The 26,388-nt window shown below is 41.8% G+C and carries 23 protein-coding genes; 10 read left to right on the top strand and 13 right to left on the bottom strand.

Features of this window, described 5'->3' with window-relative positions:
- Positions 1–134: 134 nt before the first annotated feature.
- From sucD to sdhC, 9 genes are all read right to left on the bottom strand, one after another.
- The gene (gene sucD, locus NDN13_RS18785) at positions 135–1,025 is read right to left on the bottom strand and encodes a succinate--CoA ligase subunit alpha (protein WP_003655479.1); all 891 of its coding nucleotides are present in this window, start codon (positions 1,023–1,025) and stop codon (positions 135–137) included.
- Positions 1,026–1,037: 12 nt separating this feature from the next.
- A complete protein-coding gene (gene sucC, locus NDN13_RS18780; protein WP_003655470.1) occupies positions 1,038–2,204 on the bottom strand; it encodes an ADP-forming succinate--CoA ligase subunit beta in 1,167 nt (388 codons plus the stop codon).
- A gap of 137 nt (positions 2,205–2,341) precedes the next feature.
- Positions 2,342–3,775 carry a dihydrolipoyl dehydrogenase gene (gene lpdA, locus NDN13_RS18775; RefSeq protein WP_004652192.1) on the bottom strand — a complete coding sequence of 478 codons (1,434 nt, stop codon included), beginning with the start codon at positions 3,773–3,775 and terminating at the stop codon, positions 2,342–2,344.
- Between the two features lie 107 nt (positions 3,776–3,882).
- Positions 3,883–5,076 carry a 2-oxoglutarate dehydrogenase complex dihydrolipoyllysine-residue succinyltransferase gene (odhB, locus tag NDN13_RS18770; RefSeq protein ID WP_171551315.1) on the bottom strand — a complete coding sequence of 398 codons (1,194 nt, stop codon included), beginning with the start codon at positions 5,074–5,076 and terminating at the stop codon, positions 3,883–3,885.
- The gene (locus tag NDN13_RS18765; protein WP_251116528.1) at positions 5,076–7,916 is read right to left on the bottom strand and encodes a 2-oxoglutarate dehydrogenase E1 component; all 2,841 of its coding nucleotides are present in this window, start codon (positions 7,914–7,916) and stop codon (positions 5,076–5,078) included. The genes odhB and NDN13_RS18765 overlap by 1 nt, the downstream gene beginning before the upstream one ends.
- A gap of 748 nt (positions 7,917–8,664) precedes the next feature.
- The gene (locus NDN13_RS18755) at positions 8,665–9,375 is read right to left on the bottom strand and encodes a succinate dehydrogenase iron-sulfur subunit (RefSeq protein WP_004652195.1); all 711 of its coding nucleotides are present in this window, start codon (positions 9,373–9,375) and stop codon (positions 8,665–8,667) included.
- Between the two features lie 14 nt (positions 9,376–9,389).
- Positions 9,390–11,285, bottom strand: a complete 1,896-nt coding sequence (sdhA, locus tag NDN13_RS18750) for a succinate dehydrogenase flavoprotein subunit (protein WP_251116527.1) — start codon at positions 11,283–11,285, stop codon at positions 9,390–9,392.
- A gap of 12 nt (positions 11,286–11,297) precedes the next feature.
- Entirely contained in the window at positions 11,298–11,663 is a 366-nt protein-coding gene (sdhD, locus tag NDN13_RS18745; protein ID WP_004652198.1) for a succinate dehydrogenase, hydrophobic membrane anchor protein, read from the bottom strand.
- Positions 11,663–12,064, bottom strand: coding sequence for a succinate dehydrogenase, cytochrome b556 subunit (gene sdhC / locus NDN13_RS18740; RefSeq protein ID WP_010589984.1), 402 nt, complete (start codon positions 12,062–12,064; stop codon positions 11,663–11,665). Before sdhC ends, sdhD begins: the two co-directional genes overlap by 1 nt.
- Positions 12,065–12,963: 899 nt before the next feature.
- Between sdhC and gltA the strand changes: the two genes are divergently transcribed.
- Both gltA and NDN13_RS18730 read left to right on the top strand, forming a co-directional pair.
- Positions 12,964–14,238, top strand: coding sequence for a citrate synthase (gene gltA, locus NDN13_RS18735; RefSeq protein ID WP_004652200.1), 1,275 nt, complete (start codon positions 12,964–12,966; stop codon positions 14,236–14,238).
- 118 nt (positions 14,239–14,356) lie between these two features.
- Positions 14,357–16,132 carry a DKNYY domain-containing protein gene (locus NDN13_RS18730; protein WP_251116526.1) on the top strand — a complete coding sequence of 592 codons (1,776 nt, stop codon included), beginning with the start codon at positions 14,357–14,359 and terminating at the stop codon, positions 16,130–16,132.
- A gap of 66 nt (positions 16,133–16,198) precedes the next feature.
- Here NDN13_RS18730 and NDN13_RS18725 read toward each other — a convergent pair whose 3' ends face one another.
- The gene (locus tag NDN13_RS18725) at positions 16,199–16,696 is read right to left on the bottom strand and encodes a DUF1289 domain-containing protein (RefSeq protein WP_026057483.1); all 498 of its coding nucleotides are present in this window, start codon (positions 16,694–16,696) and stop codon (positions 16,199–16,201) included.
- 109 nt (positions 16,697–16,805) lie between these two features.
- Here NDN13_RS18725 and trhO point away from each other — a divergent pair, with 109 nt between their 5' ends.
- Positions 16,806–17,738, top strand: coding sequence for an oxygen-dependent tRNA uridine(34) hydroxylase TrhO (gene trhO, locus NDN13_RS18720; RefSeq protein WP_251116525.1), 933 nt, complete (start codon positions 16,806–16,808; stop codon positions 17,736–17,738).
- 144 nt (positions 17,739–17,882) lie between these two features.
- Positions 17,883–18,506: a DedA family protein gene (locus NDN13_RS18715; RefSeq protein WP_251116524.1), complete on the top strand. Its 624-nt coding sequence runs from the start codon at positions 17,883–17,885 to the stop codon at positions 18,504–18,506.
- Between the two features lie 12 nt (positions 18,507–18,518).
- Here the strand turns inward: NDN13_RS18715 and NDN13_RS18710 are convergent, their stop codons facing one another.
- The gene (locus tag NDN13_RS18710) at positions 18,519–19,406 is read right to left on the bottom strand and encodes a LysR family transcriptional regulator (protein WP_251116523.1); all 888 of its coding nucleotides are present in this window, start codon (positions 19,404–19,406) and stop codon (positions 18,519–18,521) included.
- A gap of 101 nt (positions 19,407–19,507) precedes the next feature.
- Between NDN13_RS18710 and NDN13_RS18705 the strand changes: the two genes are divergently transcribed.
- Positions 19,508–20,113, top strand: a complete 606-nt coding sequence (locus NDN13_RS18705; protein WP_251116522.1) for a LysE family translocator — start codon at positions 19,508–19,510, stop codon at positions 20,111–20,113.
- Positions 20,114–20,239: 126 nt separating this feature from the next.
- Here the strand turns inward: NDN13_RS18705 and NDN13_RS18700 are convergent, their stop codons facing one another.
- Positions 20,240–20,764, bottom strand: a complete 525-nt coding sequence (locus NDN13_RS18700) for a YecA/YgfB family protein (protein WP_016541344.1) — start codon at positions 20,762–20,764, stop codon at positions 20,240–20,242.
- 72 nt (positions 20,765–20,836) lie between these two features.
- Entirely contained in the window at positions 20,837–21,043 is a 207-nt protein-coding gene (locus NDN13_RS18695) for a PA3496 family putative envelope integrity protein (protein ID WP_004652209.1), read from the bottom strand.
- A 348-nt stretch (positions 21,044–21,391) separates the two neighbouring features.
- Between NDN13_RS18695 and rpoD the strand changes: the two genes are divergently transcribed.
- The 5 genes from rpoD to NDN13_RS18670 all read left to right on the top strand — a co-directional run bounded on the left by rpoD (position 21,392) and on the right by NDN13_RS18670 (position 26,305).
- A complete protein-coding gene (gene rpoD / locus NDN13_RS18690) occupies positions 21,392–23,275 on the top strand; it encodes an RNA polymerase sigma factor RpoD (RefSeq protein WP_251116521.1) in 1,884 nt (627 codons plus the stop codon).
- Positions 23,276–23,413: 138 nt separating this feature from the next.
- Positions 23,414–23,701: a YbeD family protein gene (locus NDN13_RS18685; protein WP_004652212.1), complete on the top strand. Its 288-nt coding sequence runs from the start codon at positions 23,414–23,416 to the stop codon at positions 23,699–23,701.
- Positions 23,702–23,850: 149 nt separating this feature from the next.
- The gene (lipB, locus tag NDN13_RS18680) at positions 23,851–24,504 is read left to right on the top strand and encodes a lipoyl(octanoyl) transferase LipB (RefSeq protein WP_251116520.1); all 654 of its coding nucleotides are present in this window, start codon (positions 23,851–23,853) and stop codon (positions 24,502–24,504) included.
- 81 nt (positions 24,505–24,585) lie between these two features.
- Complete coding sequence (locus NDN13_RS18675; RefSeq protein WP_004652214.1) at positions 24,586–25,119, top strand: hypothetical protein; 534 nt, start codon at positions 24,586–24,588, stop codon at positions 25,117–25,119.
- 1 nt (position 25,120) lies between these two features.
- A complete protein-coding gene (locus tag NDN13_RS18670) occupies positions 25,121–26,305 on the top strand; it encodes an iron-containing alcohol dehydrogenase (RefSeq protein WP_005192586.1) in 1,185 nt (394 codons plus the stop codon).
- The last annotated feature ends 83 nt before the right edge of the window (positions 26,306–26,388 follow it).

Genomic DNA, 26,388 nt, shown 5'->3' with positions numbered 1-26,388 from the left:
AAAAGTAACCACATTAAATATTTTATCATGGCTATTCCTTCATAAATTAAATGTGAATTTGCTAGATAATATTCCTCCAATAAAAAACCCCAATGTCTCCATTGGGGTTTTTTTAAAGATTAAAATCTAACGTATTACGCTAAACCTTTCTCTTTTAAAACTTGCAACATAGTAGAACCAAGCTCAGCTGGGCTACGCGTGTAAGCCATTCCCGCGCGTTCAAATGCAGCGAATTTCTCTTCAGCAGTACCTTGACCACCAGAAATGATCGCACCAGCATGACCCATACGCTTACCTTTAGGTGCAGTTACACCAGCGATGTAACCTACAACAGGCTTAGTCACGTTAGATTTGATGAATTCAGCAGCTTCTTCTTCCGCTGTACCACCGATCTCACCGATCATGATGATTGCATCAGTATCTGGATCGTCTTGGAACAATTGAAGCGCTTCGATCTGGTTCATACCAGGGATTGGGTCACCACCAATACCGATACAAGTAGACTGACCTAAACCAAGCTTAGTTGTTTGAGCAACAGCTTCATAAGTCAATGTACCTGAACGTGAAATGATACCAATACGACCTGGTTGGTGGATGTGACCAGGCATAATACCGATCTTACATTCACCTGGAGTGATCACGCCTGGGCAGTTAGGACCAACTAAACGAGTACCGTTACCGTTAGTTTCTAAGTAGCGTTTCGCTTTAAGCATGTCGATCGTTGGAACACCTTCAGTGATCACAACGATTAGGCCAACACCTGAATCAACCGCTTCAACGATTGAGTCTAAAACGAATGGAGCTGGTACATAGATTACAGATGCATCAGCATTTGTTTCACGTACCGCTTCTTTCATTGTGTTGAATACTGGTAGGTCAAGGTGAGTTGTACCACCTTTACCTGGAGTAACACCACCAACAACTTTTGTACCGTAGTCTAAAGCTTGTGCAGAGTGGAAAGTACCGTTTTTACCAGTAAAACCTTGTACCAATACTTTAGTGTCTTTATTAATTAATACGCTCATGATTGATACTCCTTACGCTTTAACTGCAGCTACAACTTTTTCTGCGGCATCAGATAAACCGTTCGCAGAAATTAATTTCAAACCTGATTCATCAAGTAATTTAGCACCTAACTCAGCGTTGTTACCTTCTAAACGAACAACAACTGGTACAGTTACATTTACTTCTTGAACCGCTGCAATAATTGCTTCAGCAATCATGTCACAACGTACGATACCACCGAAGATGTTGATTAAAACACCTTGAACAGACGTATCAGCAAGGATGATTTTGAACGCTTCGATTACGCGCTCTTTCGTTGCACCGCCACCAACGTCAAGGAAGTTTGCAGGCTGACCACCATAAAGTTTAATGATGTCCATTGTTGCCATTGCAAGACCAGCACCGTTCACCATACAACCGATGTTACCTTCTAAAGCAACATAGTTAAGGTCAAATTCAGATGCTTTCAATTCACGCTCATTCTCTTGAGATTTGTCACGTAAAGCAGCAACTTTAGGTAAACGGTAAAGCGCGTTAGAGTCTATACCTACTTTTGCATCTACACATAAAATATCGCCATTTTCACGAACTGAAAGTGGGTTAATTTCGAATAATGCAAAGTCATTTTCAACAAATGCTTGGTAAGCAGCAGCCATGATTTTTACGAATTGGCTGATTTGCTTGTCTTTCAAACCTAAAGCAAACGCAACTTCACGCGCTTGGAATGGTTGTAAGCCAACTAATGGGTCAACTTCAACTTTGATAATTTTTTCAGGCGTTTCTTCTGCAACTTTCTCGATTTCTACACCACCTTCGGTAGAAGCCATGAAAGTAATACGACGGCTAGAACGGTCTACAACCGCGCCTAAGTAAAGCTCACGCTCAACTGGATAAACGTCTTCAGCAACGATAATGCTGTTAACTGGCTGACCATTTGCATCTGTTTGATACGTTACAAGACGAGTACCAATGATGTTGTTAGCAAATTCAATTACATCTTCTTTAGATTTTGCAACTTTAACACCGCCAGCCTTACCACGGCCACCAGCATGAACTTGCGCTTTCATTACTGCGAATTTACCACCAAGCTGTTCAAATGCAGCGACTGCTTCGTCTGCATTTGTTGCCAAGATACCTTCTTGTACTGGCATGCCATATTCTTTCAATAATGCTTTAGCTTGATACTCATGTAAGTTCATTTAGTTACCTACTATGTTGTTTGTAGTGATGCAGCCTAGATCTTCTTAAAACCAGACTGCTACATATTGAATCAATGCTTGTCTAAACCAGACAATCATCATCATTCAAAAAAGTGTGGCGAACCACACTTTATGTTTTATTTACGCTTACGTTGAATGGCGTGGATTGCACGACCGTCAACTGAAAGCGCTGCTTCATGTACAACTTCTGAGAATGTTGGGTGACCAAAAGTCATCAACTGTAAGTCTTCAACAGAAGAAACAAACTCAAGCGCGATCATACCTTGGTGTACGATATCAGATGCATTAGGACCCACAACGTGCATACCTAAAAGACGATCTGTTTTCGCATCAGCAACGAACTTCACAAAACCAGCAGTATCACCCGCAGCCAACGCACGACCATTCACCGCAAACGGGAATTGACCAGCTTTAACTTCGTGACCTTTTTCAGCTGCTTGTTCTTCAGTTAAACCAACCCAAGCTGCTTCTGGATGCGTGTAGATAACGCTGATGATTGTGTCATAGTTCACTTGAGCAGCATGACCGTGGATACGCTCAACTGCCATTACGCCTTCTTCCATTGCTTTATGTGCAAGCATTGGACCGCGTACCAAGTCACCAATCGCATAAACACCTTCAACAGATGTTTGGCACTGATCATTTACATCAACCAAACCACGTTCAGTTAATTTAATGCCAGAATCTTCTGCCAATAAACCTTCTGCATAGGCTTTACGGCCTACACAAACGATTAACTTGTCAAAAACTTGTTCTTTGTCTTCGCCAGCTTGGTTATATTTAACCGTTACTTCGCGACCATTGGTTTCAGCACCAGAAACTTTTGCACCGATACGGATATCTAAACCTTGTTTTTTCAAGATTTTTTGATATTCCTTCGCCAATGCTTTGTCTGCCATTGGTAAGAAAGCATCTAATGCTTCAAACACAACAACTTCCGAACCAAGACGACGCCATACTGAACCAAGCTCTAGACCAATAACACCTGCACCGATCACACCAAGACGCTTAGGAACTTCTGGGAATTTTAATGCGCCAGTCGAATCAACAATCAAGTCTTCATCAACAGGAGCTACTGGAATATTTACAGGTACAGAACCCGTTGCAAGGATCACGTACTTCGGTTCTAAAACCTGTACATCACCTTCAAACGGTGTGAATTCTACTTTTTTACCTGCAAGTAGTTTACCCGTACCTTGTAACCACTCGATACCATTACCTTTCAGTAATTGAGCAACACCACCCGTCAATTGATCTACAACTTTGTCTTTACGTGCCAACAAAGTGTCTAAATCAAATTTAACTTCACCCGTCGTAATACCGTGTTCAGCAAGTTCATGAACAGTTGCTTCGTAACGGTGAGAAGAGTCAAGCAATGCTTTAGAAGGGATACAACCCACGTTTAAACAGGTACCACCTAAAGATGGCTTACCGTTGTGAATACGTTTTTCGATACAAGCGACTTTGAAACCAAGTTGAGCTGCACGAATCGCCGCTTCATAACCACCAGGTCCACCGCCAATGACAACAAGATCAAACTGTTGAGACATTTTTCTATTCCTTAAATCTCCCCCTAACCCCCTCTTTGCAAAGAGGGGAAATACCGTTACTGGTAGTCCCCCTTTATCAAAGGGGGATTTAGGGGGATTTAAATATGTTAAAGATCAAGAATGAGTTTAGCTGGCTCTTCTAACAATTCTTTGATTGTTACCAAGAAACCTACAGCTTCTTTACCATCGATTAAACGGTGGTCATAAGAAAGCGCTAAGTACATCATTGGCAAGATTTCAACTTGACCATTTACCGCCATAGGGCGTTCTTGGATTTTATGCATACCCAAGATCGCTGTTTGCGGCGTATTCAAAATTGGCGTAGATAATAATGAACCGAAGGTACCACCATTGGTAATCGTGAACGTACCGCCAGTCATGTCTTCGATACCTAATTTACCGTCACGTGCTTTGAAAGCGTAATCACGGATACCGTTTTCCACTTCTGCATAGTTCATACGGTCAGTATCACGAAGGACTGGTACAACTAAGCCACGCTCACTCGATACAGCAACACCGATGTCATAGAAACCATGATAAACAATATCATCACCATCAATAGAACCATTCACTGCTGGGTAGCGTTTTAATGCTTCAGTCGCTGCTTTAACAAAGAAAGACATAAAGCCTAAACGCGCACCATGACGTTTTTCGAAAGCATCTTTATATTGCTTACGCATTTCCATGATTGGCTTCATGTTAACTTCGTTGAACGTTGTTAACATTGCAGTTTGTTGTGTAGCCGCCAATAAACGCTCAGCAACACGCTTACGTAAACGTGTCATTGGAACACGTTTCTCGATACGCTCGCCTACAGCAACGCTTAATGGTTGAACTGATGCAGCAGGTTTAGCTTGATGGCTAGCAACATCTTCTTTAGTGATGCGACCACCACGGCCTGTACCTTGTACGTCAGCAGCATTGATACCAGTTTCAGATAATGCTTTACGAACCGCAGGCGCTTGGTTTGAATCAACAGCTTGAGTTGATGCAGCCGCAGGCGCAGATGCAGCAGGAGCCGCCGCGGCTGGAGCAGCAGCTTCAGGAGCAGCTGCAGCAACAGCACCAGCTTCGAATTGAGCAATCACTTCGTCAGAAAGAACTGTATCGCCTTCACCTTTAATGATTGCAACTAAGCTACCATCAGCTGGAGCAACCACTTCTAAAACAACTTTATCGGTTTCAATGTCACAGATCACTTCATCACGTGATACAGGTTCACCTACTTTCTTGTGCCAAGTTGCGATCGTACCGTCAGCAACTGACTCTGGAAATACCGGTGCTTTAATTTCGGTTGCCATTATTTAGAATCTCCTGATTGTTCAACTTCAATCGCAAGTGCGTCATTGATAAGCTGAGCTTGTTGTTTTGCATGCAAGTATGGCGAGCCACAAGCAGGTGCGGCAGATGCTTCACGACCAGCATAGCTAATACGGATTTGTTTACCAGATTTAAGAACGTCTTCATACAAACGAGGAACGATGAATAACCAAGCGCCTTGGTTCTTCGGCTCTTCTTGTGCCCAAACAAGTTCTTGAATGTTTGGATACTCAGCCATAACTTCAGCCAAGCGTTGTTCTGGGTATGGATATAATTGCTCGATACGCACAATCGCAACATGGTTTAGACCAAGTTCACGACGTTTTTCGAGTAAATCGTAATAAACCTTACCACCACAAAGCACTAAGCGAGTTACGTCAGCTTTGTTGATTTGATCAATTTCATCGATCACAGTTTGGAATGAACCGTTTGCTAATTCATCTAAAGTCGAAGTCGCAAGTTTATGACGCAATAATGATTTTGGTGACATCACGATCATTGGCTTACGAATCGGACGAACTGCCTGACGACGTAATGCATGGAAAATCTGTGCAGGCGTCGTAGGTGTCATCACTTGCATGTTGTCTTCTGCACAAAGCTGTAAGAAACGCTCTAAACGTGCAGATGAATGCTCTGGACCTTGACCTTCATAACCGTGTGGTAACAACATTGTTAGACCACAAACACGCTCCCACTTGGTTTCACCCGAAGCGATAAACTGGTCAATAACAACTTGTGCACAGTTTGCGAAGTCACCGAATTGTGCTTCCCAAACGATCAAGCTTTTCGGCAATGTGGTTGAATAACCATATTCAAATGCAAGAACAGCTTCTTCAGACAGTAAAGAGTCATAAACCGCAGTACGTGGCTGATTTTCTTTGATATGGCAAAGTGGAATATAAACAGAACCATCGACTTGGTTATGTAATTTGGCATGACGGTGCGAGAATGTACCACGCCCCACGTCTTCACCCGTAATACGAACCAAGAAACCATCATCAAGTAAAGTCGCATACGCTAAGGTTTCTGCAGCACCCCAGTTGAGTGGCATTTCACCTGTTTGCATTTTCACGCGATCATCGATGACTTTTTGAACTTGACGCTGTAATACAAAACCTTCTGGTAATGTATTCATTTTCAAACCAAGTTCTTTCAAACGATCAGCACTGAACGTCGTATCCCAAAGATCAGTGTATTCATGGCCCAAATACGGGGTCCAATCCACAAACATCTTTTTGTTTGGTTCACGAACTAAAGCATTGGCAACGTGATTACCTGCTTCTAAATCAGAACGATAGCCTTCAACCATTGCATCTGCGCTTGCGCGATCAAGTACTTTTTCTTGAACCAATTGATCAGCATACAAGGTACGCGTAGTCGCTTTCTTGTTGATCACTTGATACATTAATGGTTGAGTTGCTGATGGTTCATCTGCCTCGTTATGACCGCGACGACGGTAGCAGAACAAGTCTAAAATGACATCTTTACGGAAAGTATGACGGAAATCATGTGCAAGCTGAGTTACGAAAATCACAGCTTCAGGATCATCACCATTCACATGGAAAATTGGTGATTGGATCATTTTTGCAACGTCAGTACAGTATTCTGTAGAACGTGTATCACGTGGATCAGAGGTCGTGAAGCCAACTTGGTTGTTGATCACGATATGGACTGTACCGCCCACTGTATAACCACGTGTTTGTGACATTTGGAAGGTTTCTTGGTTTACACCTTGACCCGCAAATGCAGCATCACCATGTACAATCACTGGTAGAACGTCATCACCGCCAATGTCTTTACGACGAACTTGACGTGCACGAACCGAACCTTCAACCACAGGTCCAACGATTTCTAAGTGTGATGGGTTAAACGCTAATGCCAAGTGAACTTCGCCACCTGGTGTCATGACGTTTGAAGAGAAACCTTGATGATACTTAACGTCACCAGAACCTTTCTTATGTAGGCTCTTACCTTCAAACTCACCAAACAGGTCAGCTGGGTTTTTACCCATAATATTAACAAGAAGGTTGAGACGACCACGGTGTGGCATACCAATCACAACTTCTTTACAGCCAACACTACCTGCACGCTGGATGATTTCGTTCATCATCGGGATAAAAGACTCACCGCCTTCTACACCAAAACGTTTCGCACCAACGAATTTATTACCAAGATACTTTTCTAAGCCTTCTGCAGCGGTTAAACGCTCAAGGAAGCCTTTCTTCTGATCACTGGTATAGTTAAATTTACCGCGAACACTTTCCAAACGTTGTTGAATCCAACGCTTTTCTTTGGTGTCAACGATATGCATATATTCCACGCCAACTGAACTACAGTAAGTCGCTTCCATTGCCTCAACCATTTCAGACAATGTTGCTTCTGCTTTTCCAATTGCGAGGTTGCCTGTATTAAATACAGTATCGAGATCTGACTTGGTTAAACCGTGAGCAGATAAATCGAGGTCAGGAACGTCTTCGCGTTTCGCAAGACCTAATGGATCGAGTTTAGCTTTTTGATGACCACGGTTACGGTAAGCAGCGATGAGTTGTAATACACCAATTTGACGACGCTCATGTTCTGTACTTACAGTGCTTTGTACGACAGGCTGAACTCGGCTTGCATTACGTCCCAAAAGGAGGAATTGCTCGCGCACACTGCCGTGTGGTTGATCACCTTTAGGGTATTTATCGAAATATTCACGCCAATCCTCTGACACTGAGGTTGGAGAAGTTAGGTACTGTTCGTATAGCTCTTCAATATACGCTGCACTATCAGCGGAAAGTTCAGTGTCAAGACGCGATGCGTCAGCAACTTCTTGCATTTTTGGACCCATTTCCTATTGCAAAAAATAATACAGGCTGCCTTTTAAGCACACCCATGATTCATAGTGTCAAACTGGTAAACACGACACTACTACTCAAGATCATCCAACCTTGAGACATTATTACTACACATCAGGAGTATTCCCTTTGATGTAACAAATGAGCTACGCACCTTCAATTCAAGGTCCATAACTCATTCTTCATACTCGATGAAATCGAGCAATTTTTTGCAAATCATTTTAGAAAAATTAACTCGAATTTTAACTTTTCTAAATTGACTTTTCTGATGAAATCTGTACAAATCAACAAGACACTATCGAACGATAACATCCAGAATCTGTTTATTTTTTGATTTCATTTGTGGCAGAAATCCTAACATGTTCTCACGCTGGGATTGATTTTTTTGACACATACCATCCATAAAGCAGCGAAATACACATATCAAATTATATTCTAATATACCGCCCTTTTGATAAAAGTTGCACTCCAATCGATCAAAAATAAACATTCTCTACAAATCTTGCACAAACGCTATTCAATTTGATGAAAAATAAACCAATATTTTTAAATATATCGATTCCCATGATTTGTCTTAACAGCAAAATCTATAAATATTTAAGGTCGAACTGCTAAAATTCAAGCCTTGTTTTTTTAAACAAACACTTTTTAACCAAGCCCGTCCTTTAATCAAATCCCAATAAAAAAAGAAGCCCCTTCCGGAGCTCCTTTTTTGCATCAGAAAACAGATTAGCCTGCTTGATCTAACAACATATTACGAATGTGACCAATTGCCTTTGTCGGGTTCAAACCTTTAGGACATACCGATACACAGTTCATGATCCCTTTACAACGGAACAAAGAGAATGGGTCGTCTAAACGAGCCAAACGCTCTTGTGTTGCCGTATCACGAGAGTCGATGATAAAACGGTAAGCATTTAACAATGCTGATGGTCCAAGGAACTTATCAGGGTTCCACCAGAATGATGGGCATGATGTTGAACAACATGCACAAAGAATACATTCATACAGACCATCTAAGTGTTCACGTTCTGCTTGAGACTGTAAACGCTCTTTCGCTGGTGCTGGTTGATTGTTAATCAAGAACGGTTGAATCTTGTCATATTGATCATAGAACTGGTTCATGTCTACAACCAAATCCTTGATCACTGGCAAACCAGGTAAAGGACGGATCACAATCTTCTCTGGTAAGTCGTTCAAGTTCCACAAGCATGCCAAACCATTTTTACCATTGATGTTCACACCATCCGAACCACAAATACCTTCACGGCAAGAGCGACGGAATGTTAATGATTCATCTTGCACTTTCAACGCAAGTAACGCGTCAAGCAACATACGGTGCTTATCGGTTAACTCAAGTTTGAAAGTTTGCATGTACGGCGCTTTATCCTTATCAGGATCATAGCGGTAGATTTCGAATGTACGAGTGCCTCTACTCATCTTTGTTCTCCCGATTAGAATGTACGTGGCTTAGGTTCAATTGCTTCAACCGTTAATGGGCTGAAACGTACTGGCTTATATTCAAGACGGTTGTCTGATGAATACCATAATGTATGTTTCATCCACTCATCATCACGGCGACCGTAAGAGTAAGTTGGGTGATCTGGTGCTAACTCATAGTCAACAACCGTATGCGCACCACGACACTCTTTACGTGCAGCAGCTGAAATCAGAGTTGCCTTCGCTACTTCATATAAATTTTCAACTTCTAATGCTTCAACACGCGCTGTGTTAAATACTTTAGATTTGTCTTTTAAATGAATGTTACGAACACGTGGTTCAATCGCAAGAATTTCTTTTACGCCTTTATCAAGCAATGCTTGAGTACGGAATACACCCGCGTGATCTTGTACGATATCACGGATTGCATCAGCAACTTCTTGCGCATTTTCACCCGTTGTTGAATCATCAAGCTTACGGATACGCGCTAAAGTGTTCACCAAGACATCAGTTGGAAGCGGTGCATAATCATCGCCATGATGTTTGGTTACATAATCAATGATGTGCTCGCCCGCTGCTTTACCAAATACCACAAGGTCAAGCAAAGAGTTAGTACCTAAACGGTTTGCACCATGTACAGATACGCAAGAACATTCACCAATTGCATAGAAACCTTTGACTGGCTTCACATAGTCACGTGTACCTTTATAAGAATACTCTTTAGTATCCTTATCATAATGCGCAGAGAATTCACCCTCTTCAACACCATGTGGAACAACCACTTGACCATGGATATTGGTTGGAATACCACCCATTTGATAATGGATTGTTGGTACGACAGGAATTGGCTCTTTAGTACAGTCAACGTTTGCAAACTTCTTACCAATCTCGAATACAGATGGAAGACGCTTCATAATCGTTTCAGCACCCAAATGCGTCATATCTAACAAGATATAATCCGCTTTAGGACCACAACCACGACCTTCTTTAATTTCTTGGTCCATTGAACGCGATACGAAGTCACGTGGTGCCAAGTCTTTTAAAGTTGGTGCATAACGTTCCATGAATGGTTCGCCGTCTTTGTTACGAAGGATACCACCTTCACCACGACAACCTTCAGTTAACAATACGCCTGCGCCCGCAACACCCGTAGGGTGGAATTGCCAGAATTCCATATCTTGTAATGGAATGCCCGCACGAGCAGCCATACCAAGACCGTCACCAGTATTGATATAAGCATTGGTTGATGCACGATACACACGACCCGCACCACCTGTAGCAAATAAAGTTGCTTTGGCTTGGAATACTGCGATGTTACCCGTTTCTTGGTCAATCGCCGTTACACCAAGTACATCACCTTCTTCGTTACGGATTAAATCTAATGCAATCCATTCAACGTAGAACTGTGTACCCATTTTCACGTTGCTTTGATACAAGGTATGCAATAACGCATGGCCTGTACGGTCAGCAGCAGCACACGCACGTGGAACTGCTTTTTCGCCGTAGTTTGCAGAGTGACCACCGAATGGACGCTGATAGATCGTACCATCTTCGTTACGGTCAAACGGCATACCTAAGTGTTCAAGCTCGTAAACAACTTTTGGCGCTTCACGCGTCATGAACTCGATTGCGTCCTGATCGCCTAACCAGTCAGAACCTTTCACCGTGTCATAGAAGTGGTAGTGCCAGTTATCTTCCTGCATGTTACCTAACGACGCACCGATACCACCTTGGGCAGCAACCGTATGCGAACGTGTTGGGAATACTTTGGTCAATACAGCAACTTTTAAACCCGCTTGAGCAAGTTGGTAAGCAGCACGCATACCTGAACCGCCGCCACCAACGATAACAGCATCGAAAGTGAGGTTTTGAATATTTGAATAATCTTCTTTAGGGTTAATTGCGCCCATGATCTCTTCCTATCAATTTGCCCAGAAAATCTGGATACCCCAGATTGCGTACACGAACACTGAAATAATGACAGCAGAAGTCAGTACAAGGCGTAAACCTGAAGCTGAAGGACCCATTTGACGAGTCGTTACATAATCAGTAAAGACTTGCCACATACCAATCCAAGCGTGTGCAACCAGCGATAACACTGCTAATAAAGAAAAAATCTTCATTGGCAAAGTCAGCATAAAGCCAGCCCATTGTTCATAACCGAATCCGCTATTGCAAAGGATCCAGCCAAACAAAACCACAGTGTATGCAGCTAACACTACAGCACTGACACGTTGGATATACCAATCGCGAGAACCTGAACCTGTTAAACCTGTAGCACTTTTCATCAGAACATAATCCATACGAATGCTGCGACAATACCAATCGCAGACAAGATCAATGAAACTGTAGCAGCGATACGACCGCTTTGAAGTTCTTCAGCAAAACCGAGGTCAGCAAGTAAATGCTTCACGCCTGCGATAAAGTGGAAAATCAAGCCAGCTACAAATACCCATACGATGAAACGTACAATGATATTTCCGAAAACGACATTTTTAACGTAGTCAAATCCTTCTGGTGAAGATAAAGATTTATCCAAAATCCATAAAAGAACTGCGACTAATAAGAATACGATTACACCTGATAGACGGTGTAGAATTGATGCAATAGCCACGGGTGAGCGTAAATTTACCGCTAACACCTGACCCATGGACAAATTGACAGGTCTGTTGCTTTTCACAGCGGGCATCCTGTAGGTAGAAACTCCATCCGGAGTTTGTTTGAATTAATTCAAAGGAAAGCTGGCATTGTTAGGCAAGCACAGCACATGCCTAACCTATAAACGACATCGAATTATAAAACGTGAAATATCAAAATACAAACAATCAACTTTCGCTTTAGTCGAAAAAAACTTTAAATAAGAATCATTCACACGCATAATAGCGGCGATTAATGCAGCAAGTTTAAGCAAAAACAACTATCTGATTGTTTTGTAATGATAAAAATAAAATACTATTTTTTATAGATACTTTTTAATTTTATAAATTCTTTTCTTCATATTTCACAAAAAATGCCCTTTTCAGCGTCAAAGCAGCACAATTTTTCAACCTTTATATATAGCCCCAAATAATACTGCTCATTTATATATTAAATATAATTAATTAATAATCTATTTTTAAGATTCCTTTTGCCAAATTCAATGAGTCATTTTTTAGCCAATTAATCGCACCAAAATGCACCAATAATGAATTTACCTAGAGCGCTTTTGATTGCTGTTTGAATGAACAGTTCACGGCAAAGTATGGCCGTTATAGGGCTTGCAGATGGGATAAGTATTTATTTTATAAGCAGCAACATCGGACCCAAATAAAAATTTACTTACAATTGGACTGATGCTTCATTTTTTTTATGCACCTGAAACTTGATTTGACATATTATACTCGACCGGTGCTGTGATTTTACTCAGTTTTTTCTTCGATACTGAATGACTAATTGACTGTAGCAACGTCATTTTTTATCCCTAAGTATAATTGACAAAATTTTAGTAACCACTAATCTTATAGCAAATTTTGACACCGTCTGATTCGCACATGACAAGATTAGTATTTCGAGTCAGATAATCATTCACCAGGACAGGAGATCTATTGAATGTCTGCAGCAACTGGCAAAAAAGCCGTATTACAGCTTGATGGCAAAGAAATTGAATTACCAATTTACAGCGGCACATTAGGCCCAGATGTAATTGACGTTAAAGATGTATTGGCATCAGGTCACTTTACTTTCGATCCTGGTTTTATGGCGACAGCGGCTTGCGAATCTAAGATCACATTCATTGATGGTGACAAAGGTGTGTTATTACACCGTGGCTATCCAATTGATCAATTAGCGACTCAAGCAGACTACTTAGAAACTTGCTACTTATTACTTAATGGCGAGCTTCCAAATGCTGAACAGAAAGCAGAATTTGATGCGAAAGTACGTAACCATACGATGGTTCACGATCAAGTAAGCCGCTTCTTCAATGGTTTCCGTCGTGACGCTCACCCTATGGCAATCATGGTTGGTGTTGTTGGTGCATTATCTGCGTTCTATCACAACGGTTTAGACATCGAAGATGTTAACCACCGTGAAATTACTGCAATTCGTTTAATCGCGAAAATCCCTACACTTGCAGCATGGAGCTACAAGTACACTGTAGGTCAACCATTCATTTACCCACGTAATGACCTTGGTTATGCAGAAAACTTCTTACATATGATGTTTGCTACGCCTGCTGACCGTGATTATAAAGTAAACCCAGTTCTTGCTCGTGCAATGGATCGTATCTTCACGCTTCATGCTGACCACGAACAAAATGCGTCTACGTCTACCGTTCGTCTTGCTGGTTCTACTGGCGCGAATCCATATGCATGTATCTCTGCAGGTATCTCTGCACTTTGGGGACCTGCTCACGGTGGTGCGAACGAAGCTGTACTTAAAATGCTAGATGAAATTGGTAGCGTAGAAAACGTTGCTGAATTCATGGAAAAAGTAAAACGCAAAGAAGTTAAACTCATGGGCTTCGGTCACCGTGTTTATAAAAACTTCGATCCACGTGCGAAAGTCATGAAAGAAACTTGTGACGAAGTTCTTGCTGCATTAGGCATCAACGATCCACAATTGCAACTTGCAATGGAACTTGAGCGTATTGCACTGAACGACCCGTACTTCGTTGAACGTAAACTTTATCCGAACGTAGATTTCTACTCAGGTATCATCTTAAAAGCGATTGGTATCCCAACAGGTATGTTTACGGTGATCTTCGCGCTTGCACGTACAGTTGGTTGGATCAGCCACTGGTTAGAAATGCACAGCGGTCCTTACAAGATCGGTCGTCCACGTCAGCTTTACACAGGCTCGACTCAGCGCGACATCAAACGTTAATCTCGATTAGCGTTAATAAAAAAGGATGCTTCTGCATCCTTTTTTTGTTTTTATCGGTTATGCTCAAAAAAGAAAACGTAAACAACATTCATTTTTACAAAACTAATTTACCGAGCCGATGATCAAAAAAACCACTGTTTTGATGCAAGTCACACTGCCCGTCTTTCAAATAAAAATGGCGTCTTTCGCATTATTTCTATTGATGATCATACTGACTTGGCTGCTACTGGTTTACTTTAGTTATGATTTAAGCCTGTACTATCTTTATCAATTCCTGCCTTTCTTCGCCCAACTGCTCAGTATTGCTTTGATGTTTGCTTTATTGATAGCAACACTTTACCTGTATAACCAGCTTTATCAGAAATACTTTAGCCGTCCTATCACCTTTAAGTTATATCAGCAAGGCATGGCACTGGAAGATTCCAAGCAATCTACTTTTTTCTGTTGGCAAGATTTGATCCAGATACAACTTAGACAACAGCAGGCACAAATCCATAGTCTCAATCTACTCAGTAAAACCCAACCTTATCAGCAGTATTTTTATTTTAATTCATGGATGTGGCCTGCCACTTTAACTCAGCAACATTGTGAGTTTTTACCGTTCTGGAAAAAACTGGAGGCGCTGGCAAAACAGCAACAGTTGCAACGGATCAGCAACGCAAGTACCCACAAGAAAACCCATGTTGACATCATTCGCCTCATTGCAGATCAGCAAGCGCTAGACACTTTTCAACGAAAACAGAGATGGTCTGCTATCGGATTAACGCTTGGTATTTTAATCAGCTTTAGCCTATTTATTGCCTACCTACTCTGGCATGAATTTAACGATGGCAGCATTGATCTGCCCCATCAACAAACCCAGTCAATCTCTGGCACAAATTTCGAAACATTTCAGAATCAGGTCTATATTTTTAAACAAGGCCAAGGCACTTTTTTACTTCCCCAAGTCAAGGCTGATCAATTTACAGGCTTAGCTCTGAGCAATCTCCCTGATCGTGCAGATGAACTATATAGCAATGTCGGTAAAACACCGCAACAGGTTTACTGGCAAGACCACATCCTGTCTCAATTAAATCCTGCACAAACACGCTATTTAGGTAATGATTTCACCAAAGATGCTCAACAGGTTTACTTTCGCGATATACGATTAGCCAACGCGAATGCCGCTCATTTCTCGGCAATCTTACATCCTAGCTTCAATACACTTGGCTATTTTTATGCCAAGGATGATCAACAGGTCTACTACAAAACAAAAGCATTAACAGATTTAGATCCGCAACAGAGCCAAGCATTTCCAAATAGCAGCCAATATATTCACGATCAACAGGTGGTTTATTATCAAGATAAAAAGCTGGACAAGTTAAATGCGCAACAGACGCAGATTTTGAGTGGTCGTAATCGATTTAGCCGAGATCTGAATTTAGCAACCGATGGCCGATCTTTTTATTTAAATGAACAGCCACTCCCCCATATTGCTGAGCATAAGTTTTGGGGAACAACACCTGTTGACGTAACTCAGCTACAACTGCTTGGCAGTCAAAGCAGTGAACCCTACCCTGGAAATTTCAGCTATCTTTTTGCAGATCAGCAATACATTTACGTTTATGACGAATTTTATCAACGATTAAAAGTACTCTATCGATTTCCTCAACCAATACAGTTACAGGTTCTGGAGGATCGGCGCTTTAGTGATGGAAAAAATATGTACATCATCACTGAAAAGATCTACCGATCTAAAGGGCGCTCTTCAGGAACGACCACACATGGTTTTAAAATCAGCCTGATTCGTGAACAAGATCAACAGATCATGGCACAATATTTTGCTCGTAACCCTAGCGCTTTAAAACTATCCAACCTGCTTCATAACAGGGAGATCAACGGATCTCAGAATTAACAAGATCAGCTGGATGTTGATCAACACCTTGCATCATCGACAAGATTACCTACAACATGCGATTGCTTAAATCTCATCTTCCTCAAGCTCTAATGCACGCAATAAGGTATTGCTAATGCCATCCGCACGCAACCAAGCCAATTCATAACTCGCCTTCGCCAGAGCCAGTACACGACGTTCAAACTCATCCCAGATCGGTTTAACCTGAGCATCGCTAATTCCCAGCCCACTATCATGTGCCAAGTGTTTGTTTTTTTCACAAATCTTCAAAGCATGATAAAGCTTACGTCCTTTACTGGCACTTTCTAATACGCGTGTACGCTTATTCTGAATAAAGCCTTCAATATGCGGTAAATTTGCATGAGGCAACAAGGGCACCAGAATTTGATCCAGTTGCGCATCTAAGCGCTTCCAAACCATCAAACGCTGCTCTGCGGTATAAGTATTCCACTGAATCACTTCATGATTAAAACGGCGACAGCCACGACAGACCAGATCACCAAATACCGTTGAACAACGCCCTGCACATGGGGTCAATGAAGGGATTCGACGATCATTACTCAAAACCAACTCCTCTAAAACCATATTTATTTTATGGTTTTCTCGCTTATTTTCAGATTTCGCGCTAAAATGTGCGCCTCATTTTTCTATCTTAATACATTTGGAGTTATCCATGAACGCTACTGTAGAACAGCTTGCACCTGTAGAACAGCAAGCGACCAATAATTGGGTTGTTGCGGCACTATATCAATTTAAAGAAGTTTCAGATGCAGCGGATCTGCAACAACGTCTTTTGACCTTAGTGAATAGCATCAATTTATGTGGAACTCTGATTGTAGCGTCTGAAGGGATTAATGGAACTGTTGCTGGCGACCGTGCCGCGATTGATGCAGTCCATCAATTCCTTTTGAACGAAGGTTTTAACGCAATGGAATATAAAGAGTCTGAAAGCTCTGAAAAGCCATTCCGTAAAATGAAAATCAAACTTAAAAATGAAATTGTAACTTTAGGTGTAGAAGTCAAGCCACGTGATTTGGTTGGCCACTATCTTGATCCTAAAGAATGGAATGACCTGATTAGCCGCGACGATGTGATCTTAATCGACACCCGTAATGACTATGAATATAAAGCAGGCACATTCAAGGGTGCAATTGATCCTAAAACAGAATCATTCCGTGAATTCCCTGAATACGTAAAACAGAATCTTGAACAGCATAAAGATAAAAAAATTGCGATGTTCTGTACTGGTGGTATCCGTTGTGAAAAATCTACCTCTCTCCTGCTTCAAGAAGGTTTCAATGAGGTTTATCACCTGAAAGGCGGTATTCTTAAATATCTAGAAGAAACCCCTGCCGAAGAAAGCATGTGGGAAGGTGAATGTTTCGTATTTGATGGCCGTACTGCGGTGACCCATGGTGTTGAAGAAGGTGAAAACATCAAGTGTCATGCTTGCGGTTGGCCACTGACCAAAGTTGAAGCTGAACTCACAAGCTATGAACACGGTGTTTCATGTGTGTACTGTATTGATAAAACCTCGGACAAGCAAAAAGCAGGCTTCCGTATGCGCCAGTCACAAATTGCAGCAGCAAAACGCAAACGTCTATAAGCTTAACAAGTCGATTAAAAGCCATAGTTAAACTATGGCTTTTTTATTGTCTTGATAAAAATCATGTAACGATTCACTCCTTGAGCATTACCCTACACCGCTCTATGCTAAAAATAATAATCAAATGAACTATATAAGGGCATTATGGGACTTGAAGAGTGGGGCTTATCGATCATGGAAAAACTTGGGTATTTAGGTATCGCATTTTTAATGTTCCTAGATAATATCTTCCCGCCTATTCCCTCAGAAATCATTATGCCATCGGCTGGCTATACCGCATCAAAAGGTGAACTCACCCTGATCGGCGTCATTATTGCAGGAAGTGCCGGTTCAATTTTAGCTGCGATGTTGTTCTATTGGATCGGTCGAAAAGTCCCTCAGCAACGACTGTTTCAGTTTATCGAACGTTATGGAAAATACCTCCGTATTCAGGTCGCTGATCTAGACAAAGCACTGTCATGGTTTAACAAACATGGGCATCGCATTGTTTTCTTCGGGAGAATGATTCCTGCAGTTCGTTCCTTGATTAGTATTCCTGCTGGTATGAGTAGAATGCCTTTTGCCAAATTTATGTTCTACAGCACTGCTGGAACCGTGATTTGGACCAGTTTTCTAGCCTATCTGGGCTATCATTTTAGTGAAAATCAGACACTCATGCTGGCGATTCTTCAACGCATCAGCTATCTGATTTTCGCCCTAGTCGCCCTATATCTCATCTGGTGGGCAATTAAAAAGTTTTACCGATCTAAATCAAATCATAACCAATAACACCAACAAAGCTTAGACCCGAGATGAAACTGCGTTAAATCCCAGTTGGCTTTTATGCATTTCATCCCTTAACCAGTCTCTCAACAATCGTTTACGAATATCCGCTTCAAAAGGCTGAGCAGACAATAAATGATAGGCCGAACCATCCGCATAAGTCGTGGTGATTGGCTCCAGCATCTGATATTTCATTTCTCGTTCAACCATATAGGCTGAAACCACCGTAGCACCTAAACCCGCCAAACAAGCCTCAATACAAAGATAAAAATGCTCAAGCGAAGATCGTTTTAAATCACTGAGTTGCTCTGGATGCCCACGTTTAAACTGTTGCCATAGCTGAGGCCTGGACTTAGAAATAAACAGCTGTGTCATTGCCGCATGATCATTCTTCGCCCGTACAGCGAGCATCTGTTCATCTGCAATTTTTTCACTATACAGGGTAGCGCCCCAATCAAAATCATCTCTTCTCAGCGCCACATCGATATGCTGTGCGCTAAAATCCACCGCTCCACCACCGGTTAACAAGCTCACCTCAAATTCAGGATAGCGCTGTTTAAATTGCGCCAAGCGGGGAATCAGCCATTTCATGGCCAGTGTCGGTTCACAAGAAAGGATTAGGTTCTTCTGCACCTTATTGTGTTGCTGTAATTGCACTACGCACTGCTCGATCTGTTGAAAGACCTGCTGACAACAATCAAACAGCACTTCACCTTCTGAGGTTAAAGTTAATTTTCTGGCTTCACGCACAAATAACAGCAAGCCTAAACTTTCTTCCAAGTTTTTAAGTTGCTTGCTCACCGCACTTTGAGTCACAAATAGCTTTTCCGCAGCAAGCGTCACACTTTCATAACGGGCCACGTAATAAAAAAACTTGAGTGAATTCAAAGACAATCGTTCAATCATTCCAAAAACTCATGCATAACAAGAATTAACTTCAATTTTAAATATAGCAAGAATATGAAAAATATAAAAAATCTTTAATGAGTCAGTTTAGGAATAGATGAGTGAATGAAATCATTGCCGTCGGCATCGTCACCCTGCTTGCAGTCATCAGCCCAGGTGCAGACTTCGCCCTGGTGACCCGAAACAGCTATCTCTATGGTCGCCATTTGGGCATGTATACCGCCTATGGCATTGCGATGGGTGTCTGGGTACATATCAGCTACAGCTTGATTGGGCTCAGCTTTTTACAGCAACACCTGCCCAAGCTCATTCATCTGATTCAATATATTGGTGCAGCTTATTTGATCTATATTGGCTACAAAACCTTTATTCAAGCCCCCATTCTGTTTGATGAAAATAGCCATCAAATCACACGCTGGCAGGCCATTCGGCATGGTTTCCTCACCAATAGTCTCAATCCCAAAACCACGCTTTTTGTCATGAGTATTTATTCTCAAGTCATGACCAGCAATAACAACCTACACACATTAATCGGATATGGTGTATTTATTTCTGGTAGCCACCTGGCTTGGTTTTGTCTCGTGGCACTTTTTTGTTCTGCCCCTTTGATTCGCAATAAAATCCTTGCGCGACAAGTCAGTATCAATCGTGTCATTGGCGGGATCTTGAGTGCTTTAGGACTGAGTCTGCTTTTCGCTCATTTTTAAATCTTGATCTTTAAACGCTTTAAATCCAAAGCCTCAACACGCAGCAATAAAAAAACGCCTTCTAGAGGCGTTTTCATATTTTATGATCATTCATCAACCACGATGACCGCAGTATCAGCTATACCCTTACGCTGGCGTATGGTACATCAGATAAATTTCATTTAGATTATCAGGAATTTCTTCAGCCAATTCATCCATTAACTGACCATTACGGCGGAAAGATTCCATCTGTGGATCTTCTTCATCAATCCCGCTAAACACCATGATTGGTAGGGTTAAATCAACCAACTGCTCTTCAAACTCTGGTGCAAACCATGCATCTTCATTGAGGAACATGGCATCGACGAAACCAACACTCCAATCACCTAAGCTTGAATCCACATCTGCTTCTTCAATTTCAAATGGAAATTCGATTCCATTTTCATTGGCCAAGTCTTGACGAATTGATTCCAACCAAGCTTTGACTTGTTCAATGATTTCACTTGGAACTTTCTTTTGATTGCTCTCAAAAAGTTCATCTAACCAACGATCGAATTGTGGACCAACTGCAATCGCACATAAAAAGCCATGAGTCGCTGCAAAATCTAGACCATATTCGTTTTGATCGCCGTCAAGATAGTTACTCAATAAGTCTAAATCTAACGTGCTCATTCTTTCATCCAACTTTAAAAATACATCGGCAACAGCATAACATTTTCGGACATAAAGTCTTAGCTATTTTGCTCAGTCTTCGTCGTCAAGGTCATCGTCGTCGAAATCATAATCAAAATCTTTGAGTTCTCGCTCTAAACGACGTTGGGCCAAGAGATCATCGATCAAACGGCGCTTTTCTAATGATTCTTTGGCGCTAATTTTTCCAGATGATTCGTCAAAACCAGCATCATCTTCACCATAGTTATCATCATCTAATTCAAAATCTGTAGAAGACACTAAGTACCTCTAATGAAAAAATATAAATGGGCCTAGCCGCTATTTATCGGTCTTGGCCCACCTTGTCAAGTTTTATTTGTTTTTTTTACTATAAAACGATGTTTTGTACTTTTTTTCGGCAGTTTTTTTGTGTATTTATAATCTGAGGATTGTTGCCCTTAAAAAACATCTTTAATCAGGACTGACTGCTTGAAAAATGATAACTTAACCCCATATTCAAGGAACGAACATGAAATCAAAGCTATTTTTTATTTAAAGCAAACGGATCAAATCCAAAACATTCGTCGTGAATTGTGCTATCATGCACGGTTTTTCACCGCCCCAGATTCAACAAAAGAGTAAGCAAAGATGAGCGATATGAATTCCCCTACTTCGCAAGTAGCGGCTCTGATTAGCCGAGGCAAAGAGCAAGGTTATTTAACTTACGCTGAGGTTAACGATCATCTACCAGACTCAATTACGGAAAGTGAGCAGATTGAAGACATCATTCAGATGCTTCAAGACGTTGGTATTCCAGTGCATGAACGTGCGCCAGAAACTGACGACACCATGTTTGGTGAATCAACTGAAGCGGCTGATGAAGTTGCCGAAGAAGAAGCTGCTGCCGTATTAGCATCGGTTGAAAGTGAGCCTGGTCGTACCACAGACCCTGTACGTATGTATATGCGTGAAATGGGTACGGTTGAACTTCTTACACGTGAAGGCGAAATTAGCATTGCAAAACGCATCGAAGAAGGTATTCGTGACGTTTTACACTCCATTGCTTACTGGCCAAATGCTGTTGAAGTTGTTTTACAAGAATATAATGACTTTTTAACTGGCGAGCGTCGTCTTGCCGATATTCTCTCTGGTTATTTAGACCCAGAAACTGACGAAGATATTCCTGAAGTTCTTGAAGAAGAAGCAGAGCTTGAAGAAGAAGCAGATTCTTCTGCGAAAGCCAAAGACGTTAAACTTGATGATGATGACGAAGAAGAAGAGTCTGAAGGCGATGACGATTCTGAAGGTGATTCAGGTCCAGATCCAGAAGTTGCCAAAGTTCGTTTCTCTGAATTAGAAGCCGCTTGGAATGAAACCAAAGCTGTTGTGGCGAAACATGGCCGTAATAGTGATGAAGCCAATGCAGCACTTGAAGCGCTTGCAGCTGTGTTCATGATGTTCAAATTCACACCACGTTTATTTGACATCATTTCAGAAATGATTCGTGGTACGCATGAGCAAATTCGTTCGAACGAACGTGAAATTATGCGTTATGCAGTTCGTCGTGGCCGTATGGACCGTAACCAGTTCCGTATGACCTTCCCTGAGCAAGAGTCAAATCCAGCTTGGTTAGATGAACAAATCGCGAAAGCACCTGCTGAAACCAAAGCACACTTAGAAAAAGTACGTCCTGACGTATTGGCATTCCAGCAAAAGATTGCCGATATCGAAAAAGACCTTGGCTTAAATGTTAAAGATATCAAAGATATCTCTAAACGTATGGCTGTTGGTGAAGCGAAAGCACGTCGTGCCAAGAAAGAAATGGTTGAAGCAAACTTACGTTTGGTTATTTCGATTGCGAAAAAATATACCAACCGTGGCTTACAGTTCCTCGACTTGATTCAAGAAGGTAACATCGGTTTGATGAAAGCCGTGGACAAGTTTGAATATCGTCGTGGTTATAAATTCTCGACTTATGCAACGTGGTGGATTCGTCAGGCGATTACGCGTTCGATTGCGGATCAGGCACGTACCATTCGTATTCCAGTACACATGATTGAGACCATCAACAAGATCAACCGTGTATCTCGTCAACTTCTTCAAGAAATGGGCCGTGAACCGACTCCTGAAGAATTGGGTGAGCGTCTGGAAATGGACGAAGTTAAAGTTCGTAAAGTACTTAAAATCGCAAAAGAACCGATTTCGATGGAAACACCGATTGGTGATGATGAAGATTCGCATCTTGGTGACTTCATTGAGGACTCAAACATCACTTCACCAGTGGATGCTGCGACCTCAGAAGGCTTAAAAGAAGCGACCCGCGAAGTACTTGAAAACTTGACTGAACGTGAAGCGAAAGTATTGAAAATGCGTTTTGGTATTGATATGCCAACCGACCATACTTTAGAAGAAGTAGGTAAACAGTTTGACGTAACACGTGAACGTATTCGTCAGATTGAAGCGAAAGCGTTACGTAAGCTTCGTCACCCTTCTCGTTCAGAACACTTACGTTCATTCTTGGAAAACGACTAATCTTTGGGAAATCTTGTGCTAGACCAATGCATGGTATTGGTTTAGCGCAGGACTTGAAGTTCAACACTTCATCCCCATCTATGTATTAGATCAAAAGCGCCTGCACTGATGCAGGCGTTTCAAATTAAGAGGTTGCTCATGTTAGACCGCACTCCTTCTCGTGAATTGCAAGAACATCTTTGGGTTTTCCCGATGGACTATCCAATCAAATTGATTGGTAATGCAGGGGATGAACTTCGAGTGGCTGTTGTTGATATTTTGCAGAAGCACTTCCCTGAATTTGATGGTGACACAGTAAAAGTTCAGCCGTCACGCACAGGTAAATACCACTCTTTAACTGCTCAACTGCGCTTTGAAGAGTTGGAACAAGTTCATGCCTTATACGCTGACCTTGCAGCCTGTCCTTTAATTAAGACAGCGCTTTAATTAAAAAGTCCAAAATACGAAAGTGTTTTGGATTTTTTTTCGAAAAAAATAATACCCAACTTTTTCGATAAATCCCTATTTATCTGATTTAAATCATTACATAATTCAACAACTCATCAATTTAACGCTGCCAAGGAAATCCTGTTGTAATGAGTGCTGCAAAACCGACTTTAATCATTCGTTGTTTCAATGATCTACAAGATTACACGACTCGTTTTGAAGCAATGAAAGACTTCACAACTAATCGTGATGAAACCACACCCGATGAAGTTTGGCTGCTTCAACATCAAGATGTCCTGACCCAAGGACAAGCAGGCAAGCCTGAACATATTCTGCTGCACAGCAACCTGCCGATTGTACAGACTGATCGCGGTGGCCAAGTCACATGGCATGGCAGAGGTCAGTTGGTTGCCTATTTCCTGTTAGACCTGAATCGCTTGAAATGGCATGTGCGTACTTTGGTCAGTTTTGCAGAACAAGCCATGATTGATCTGCTCAAACAATACAATATCGATGCTTACGCCAAAGCTGATGCCCCAGGCGTTTATGTAGATGGACGAAAAATTGGTTCACTCGGTTTTAAAATTCGCCGTGGTCGTAGTTATCATGGTCTGGCCTTGAATATCGACTGCGACCTCACTGGTTTTCAAACCATTAATCCCTGTGGTTATGCGGGCTTAGAAATGGTGCGCTTACAGGACTTACTGACAGATTACCCAAGCTTTGAACAGCTCTGTGATACTTTCATTAATTATTTAAAAAATACCGATTTCTTTAATGACCTTGTAGTCAAATCTGAATAATTTACTTTTCAATTCTAATAAAATAAATTAGAGTAAATACTCTAAATTAGCTTTTGCATAATTTTAACAAGGGATACGCAAGTGATTTCAACCAAAGCAGTGAAGCCCACGTTGCAATTTGCCTACGTCAAACTCATGATGGATGTTGTGGGTCGTGGCCTCGTGATGGCAAGCCAAGTGGATGATGAAGTACAACAGGAAGTGTCGAAGTTTCCTGTTGGTTTTATCCTTTCAATGAATGTTTTCCCCAATGGACCTGCATTTGTTGCTCGAGTAACCGAAGAAAAACAATTAGAGCTATTGTCCAATTACAAAGGCAAGCCTGATTTAACCATTACCTTCAAGCATTTAACCCATGCCTTTTTGGTATTTTCTTTCCAAGAAAGTACCGCGCAAGCCTTTGCCAATGACCGTATGATTGCCGATGGTGATGTTTCAAGCGCCATCCGTCTGGTGCGTTGCTTGAACAAAATGGAAGCCCTGATCTTACCTAAGCTAATCGCTTCACTTGCAGTCAAACGCTACCCTGCTGAATTAACATTAAAAGAAAAATTCACGGGTGCAAAAAATATTTATCTTAAAGTCGCAAAATCATATCTCAAACGGAGCGCATAACATGGCTAAGCCTTATTACGAGTTTTTCTGTCCTGTAAAAGTCATTGCTGGTAACGCTGCCTTAGAGCATATCCCATTTGAACTTGCGACGCTTGGCGCAAAACGCCCAATGATCATTACCGATAAAGGTGTACGTGCCAATGGTTTACTCAGCCCAATCGAAGCAGCATTCAGCACTACTGATGCTGTAATTGGTGCAATCTTTGATGATGTTCCACCCGATTCAAGCTTGGAAGTAGTTCGCTTAGCCGCAGAACTTTACCGCCAGAAAAAATGTGATGCGATCATCGCGATTGGTGGTGGCTCAGTCATCGACACCTCTAAAGCGACCAATATCTTGGTGTCTGAAGGTGGTGATGATTTATTGCAATATTCAGGTGCTCACAATCTACCGAAACCACTCAAGCCATTCTTCGTGATTCCAACCACCTCTGGTACAGGTTCGGAAGTGACTATGGTTGCTGTGGTGTCGGATACCCAACGCAATGTCAAACTGGCTTTTGCTTCGTATTACCTGATGCCACATGCCGCGATTCTTGATCCACGCATGACTCAGACTTTGCCGCCGCATCTGACTGCCATGACGGGTATGGATGCACTGACACACTGTGTTGAAGCCTATACCTGCTTAGCTGCCAACCCACTCAGTGATGCCTATGCCAGCGCAGGGATTAAAAAAATCAGCGAAAACCTGTTCAAGGTTTTAGACAATCCAAGCGATGCACAAGGTCGTTTAGAGCTTGCACAAGCATCTACCATGGCGGGGATTGCCTTCTCAAATTCAATGGTGGGCTTAGTGCACTCATTGGGTCATGCGCTCGGTGCAGTTGCCCATCTGCCCCACGGCTTATGCATGAACTTATTCCTGCCATACGTGCTGGAATATAACAAAGAGATTAATGGCGACAAGATTGGTGAATTGCTGCTGCCACTTGCAGGTGCCGATATTTATGCACAAACCCCAGCTAACTTGCGCGCAGACAAAGCCATTGCCACAATTTTAGCCATGCGCGATCGTTTATTCAGCCTGACCAAACTGCCACGTACGTTACGCGAAACAGGTAAAGTCACTGAAGCACAGTTGGATGAAGTTGCAGACAAGGCATTGAATGATGGTTCTATCATTTACAACCCGAAAGAAGCAAACTTGCAAGACATTCGTGCAATCTTACAAAAAGCATGGTAATACATTGAGTTAAATCAAGTATTCCTGCTTAAAAGCCCCGATATTGATTGAGTATCGGGGCTTTTTAATGTTAAGTGAATCTT

The sequence above is a fragment of the Acinetobacter sp. C32I genome (genome assembly GCF_023702715.1).
Lineage (GTDB): Bacteria > Pseudomonadota > Gammaproteobacteria > Pseudomonadales > Moraxellaceae > Acinetobacter.
This window is presented reverse-complemented; position numbering and strand designations above follow the sequence as displayed.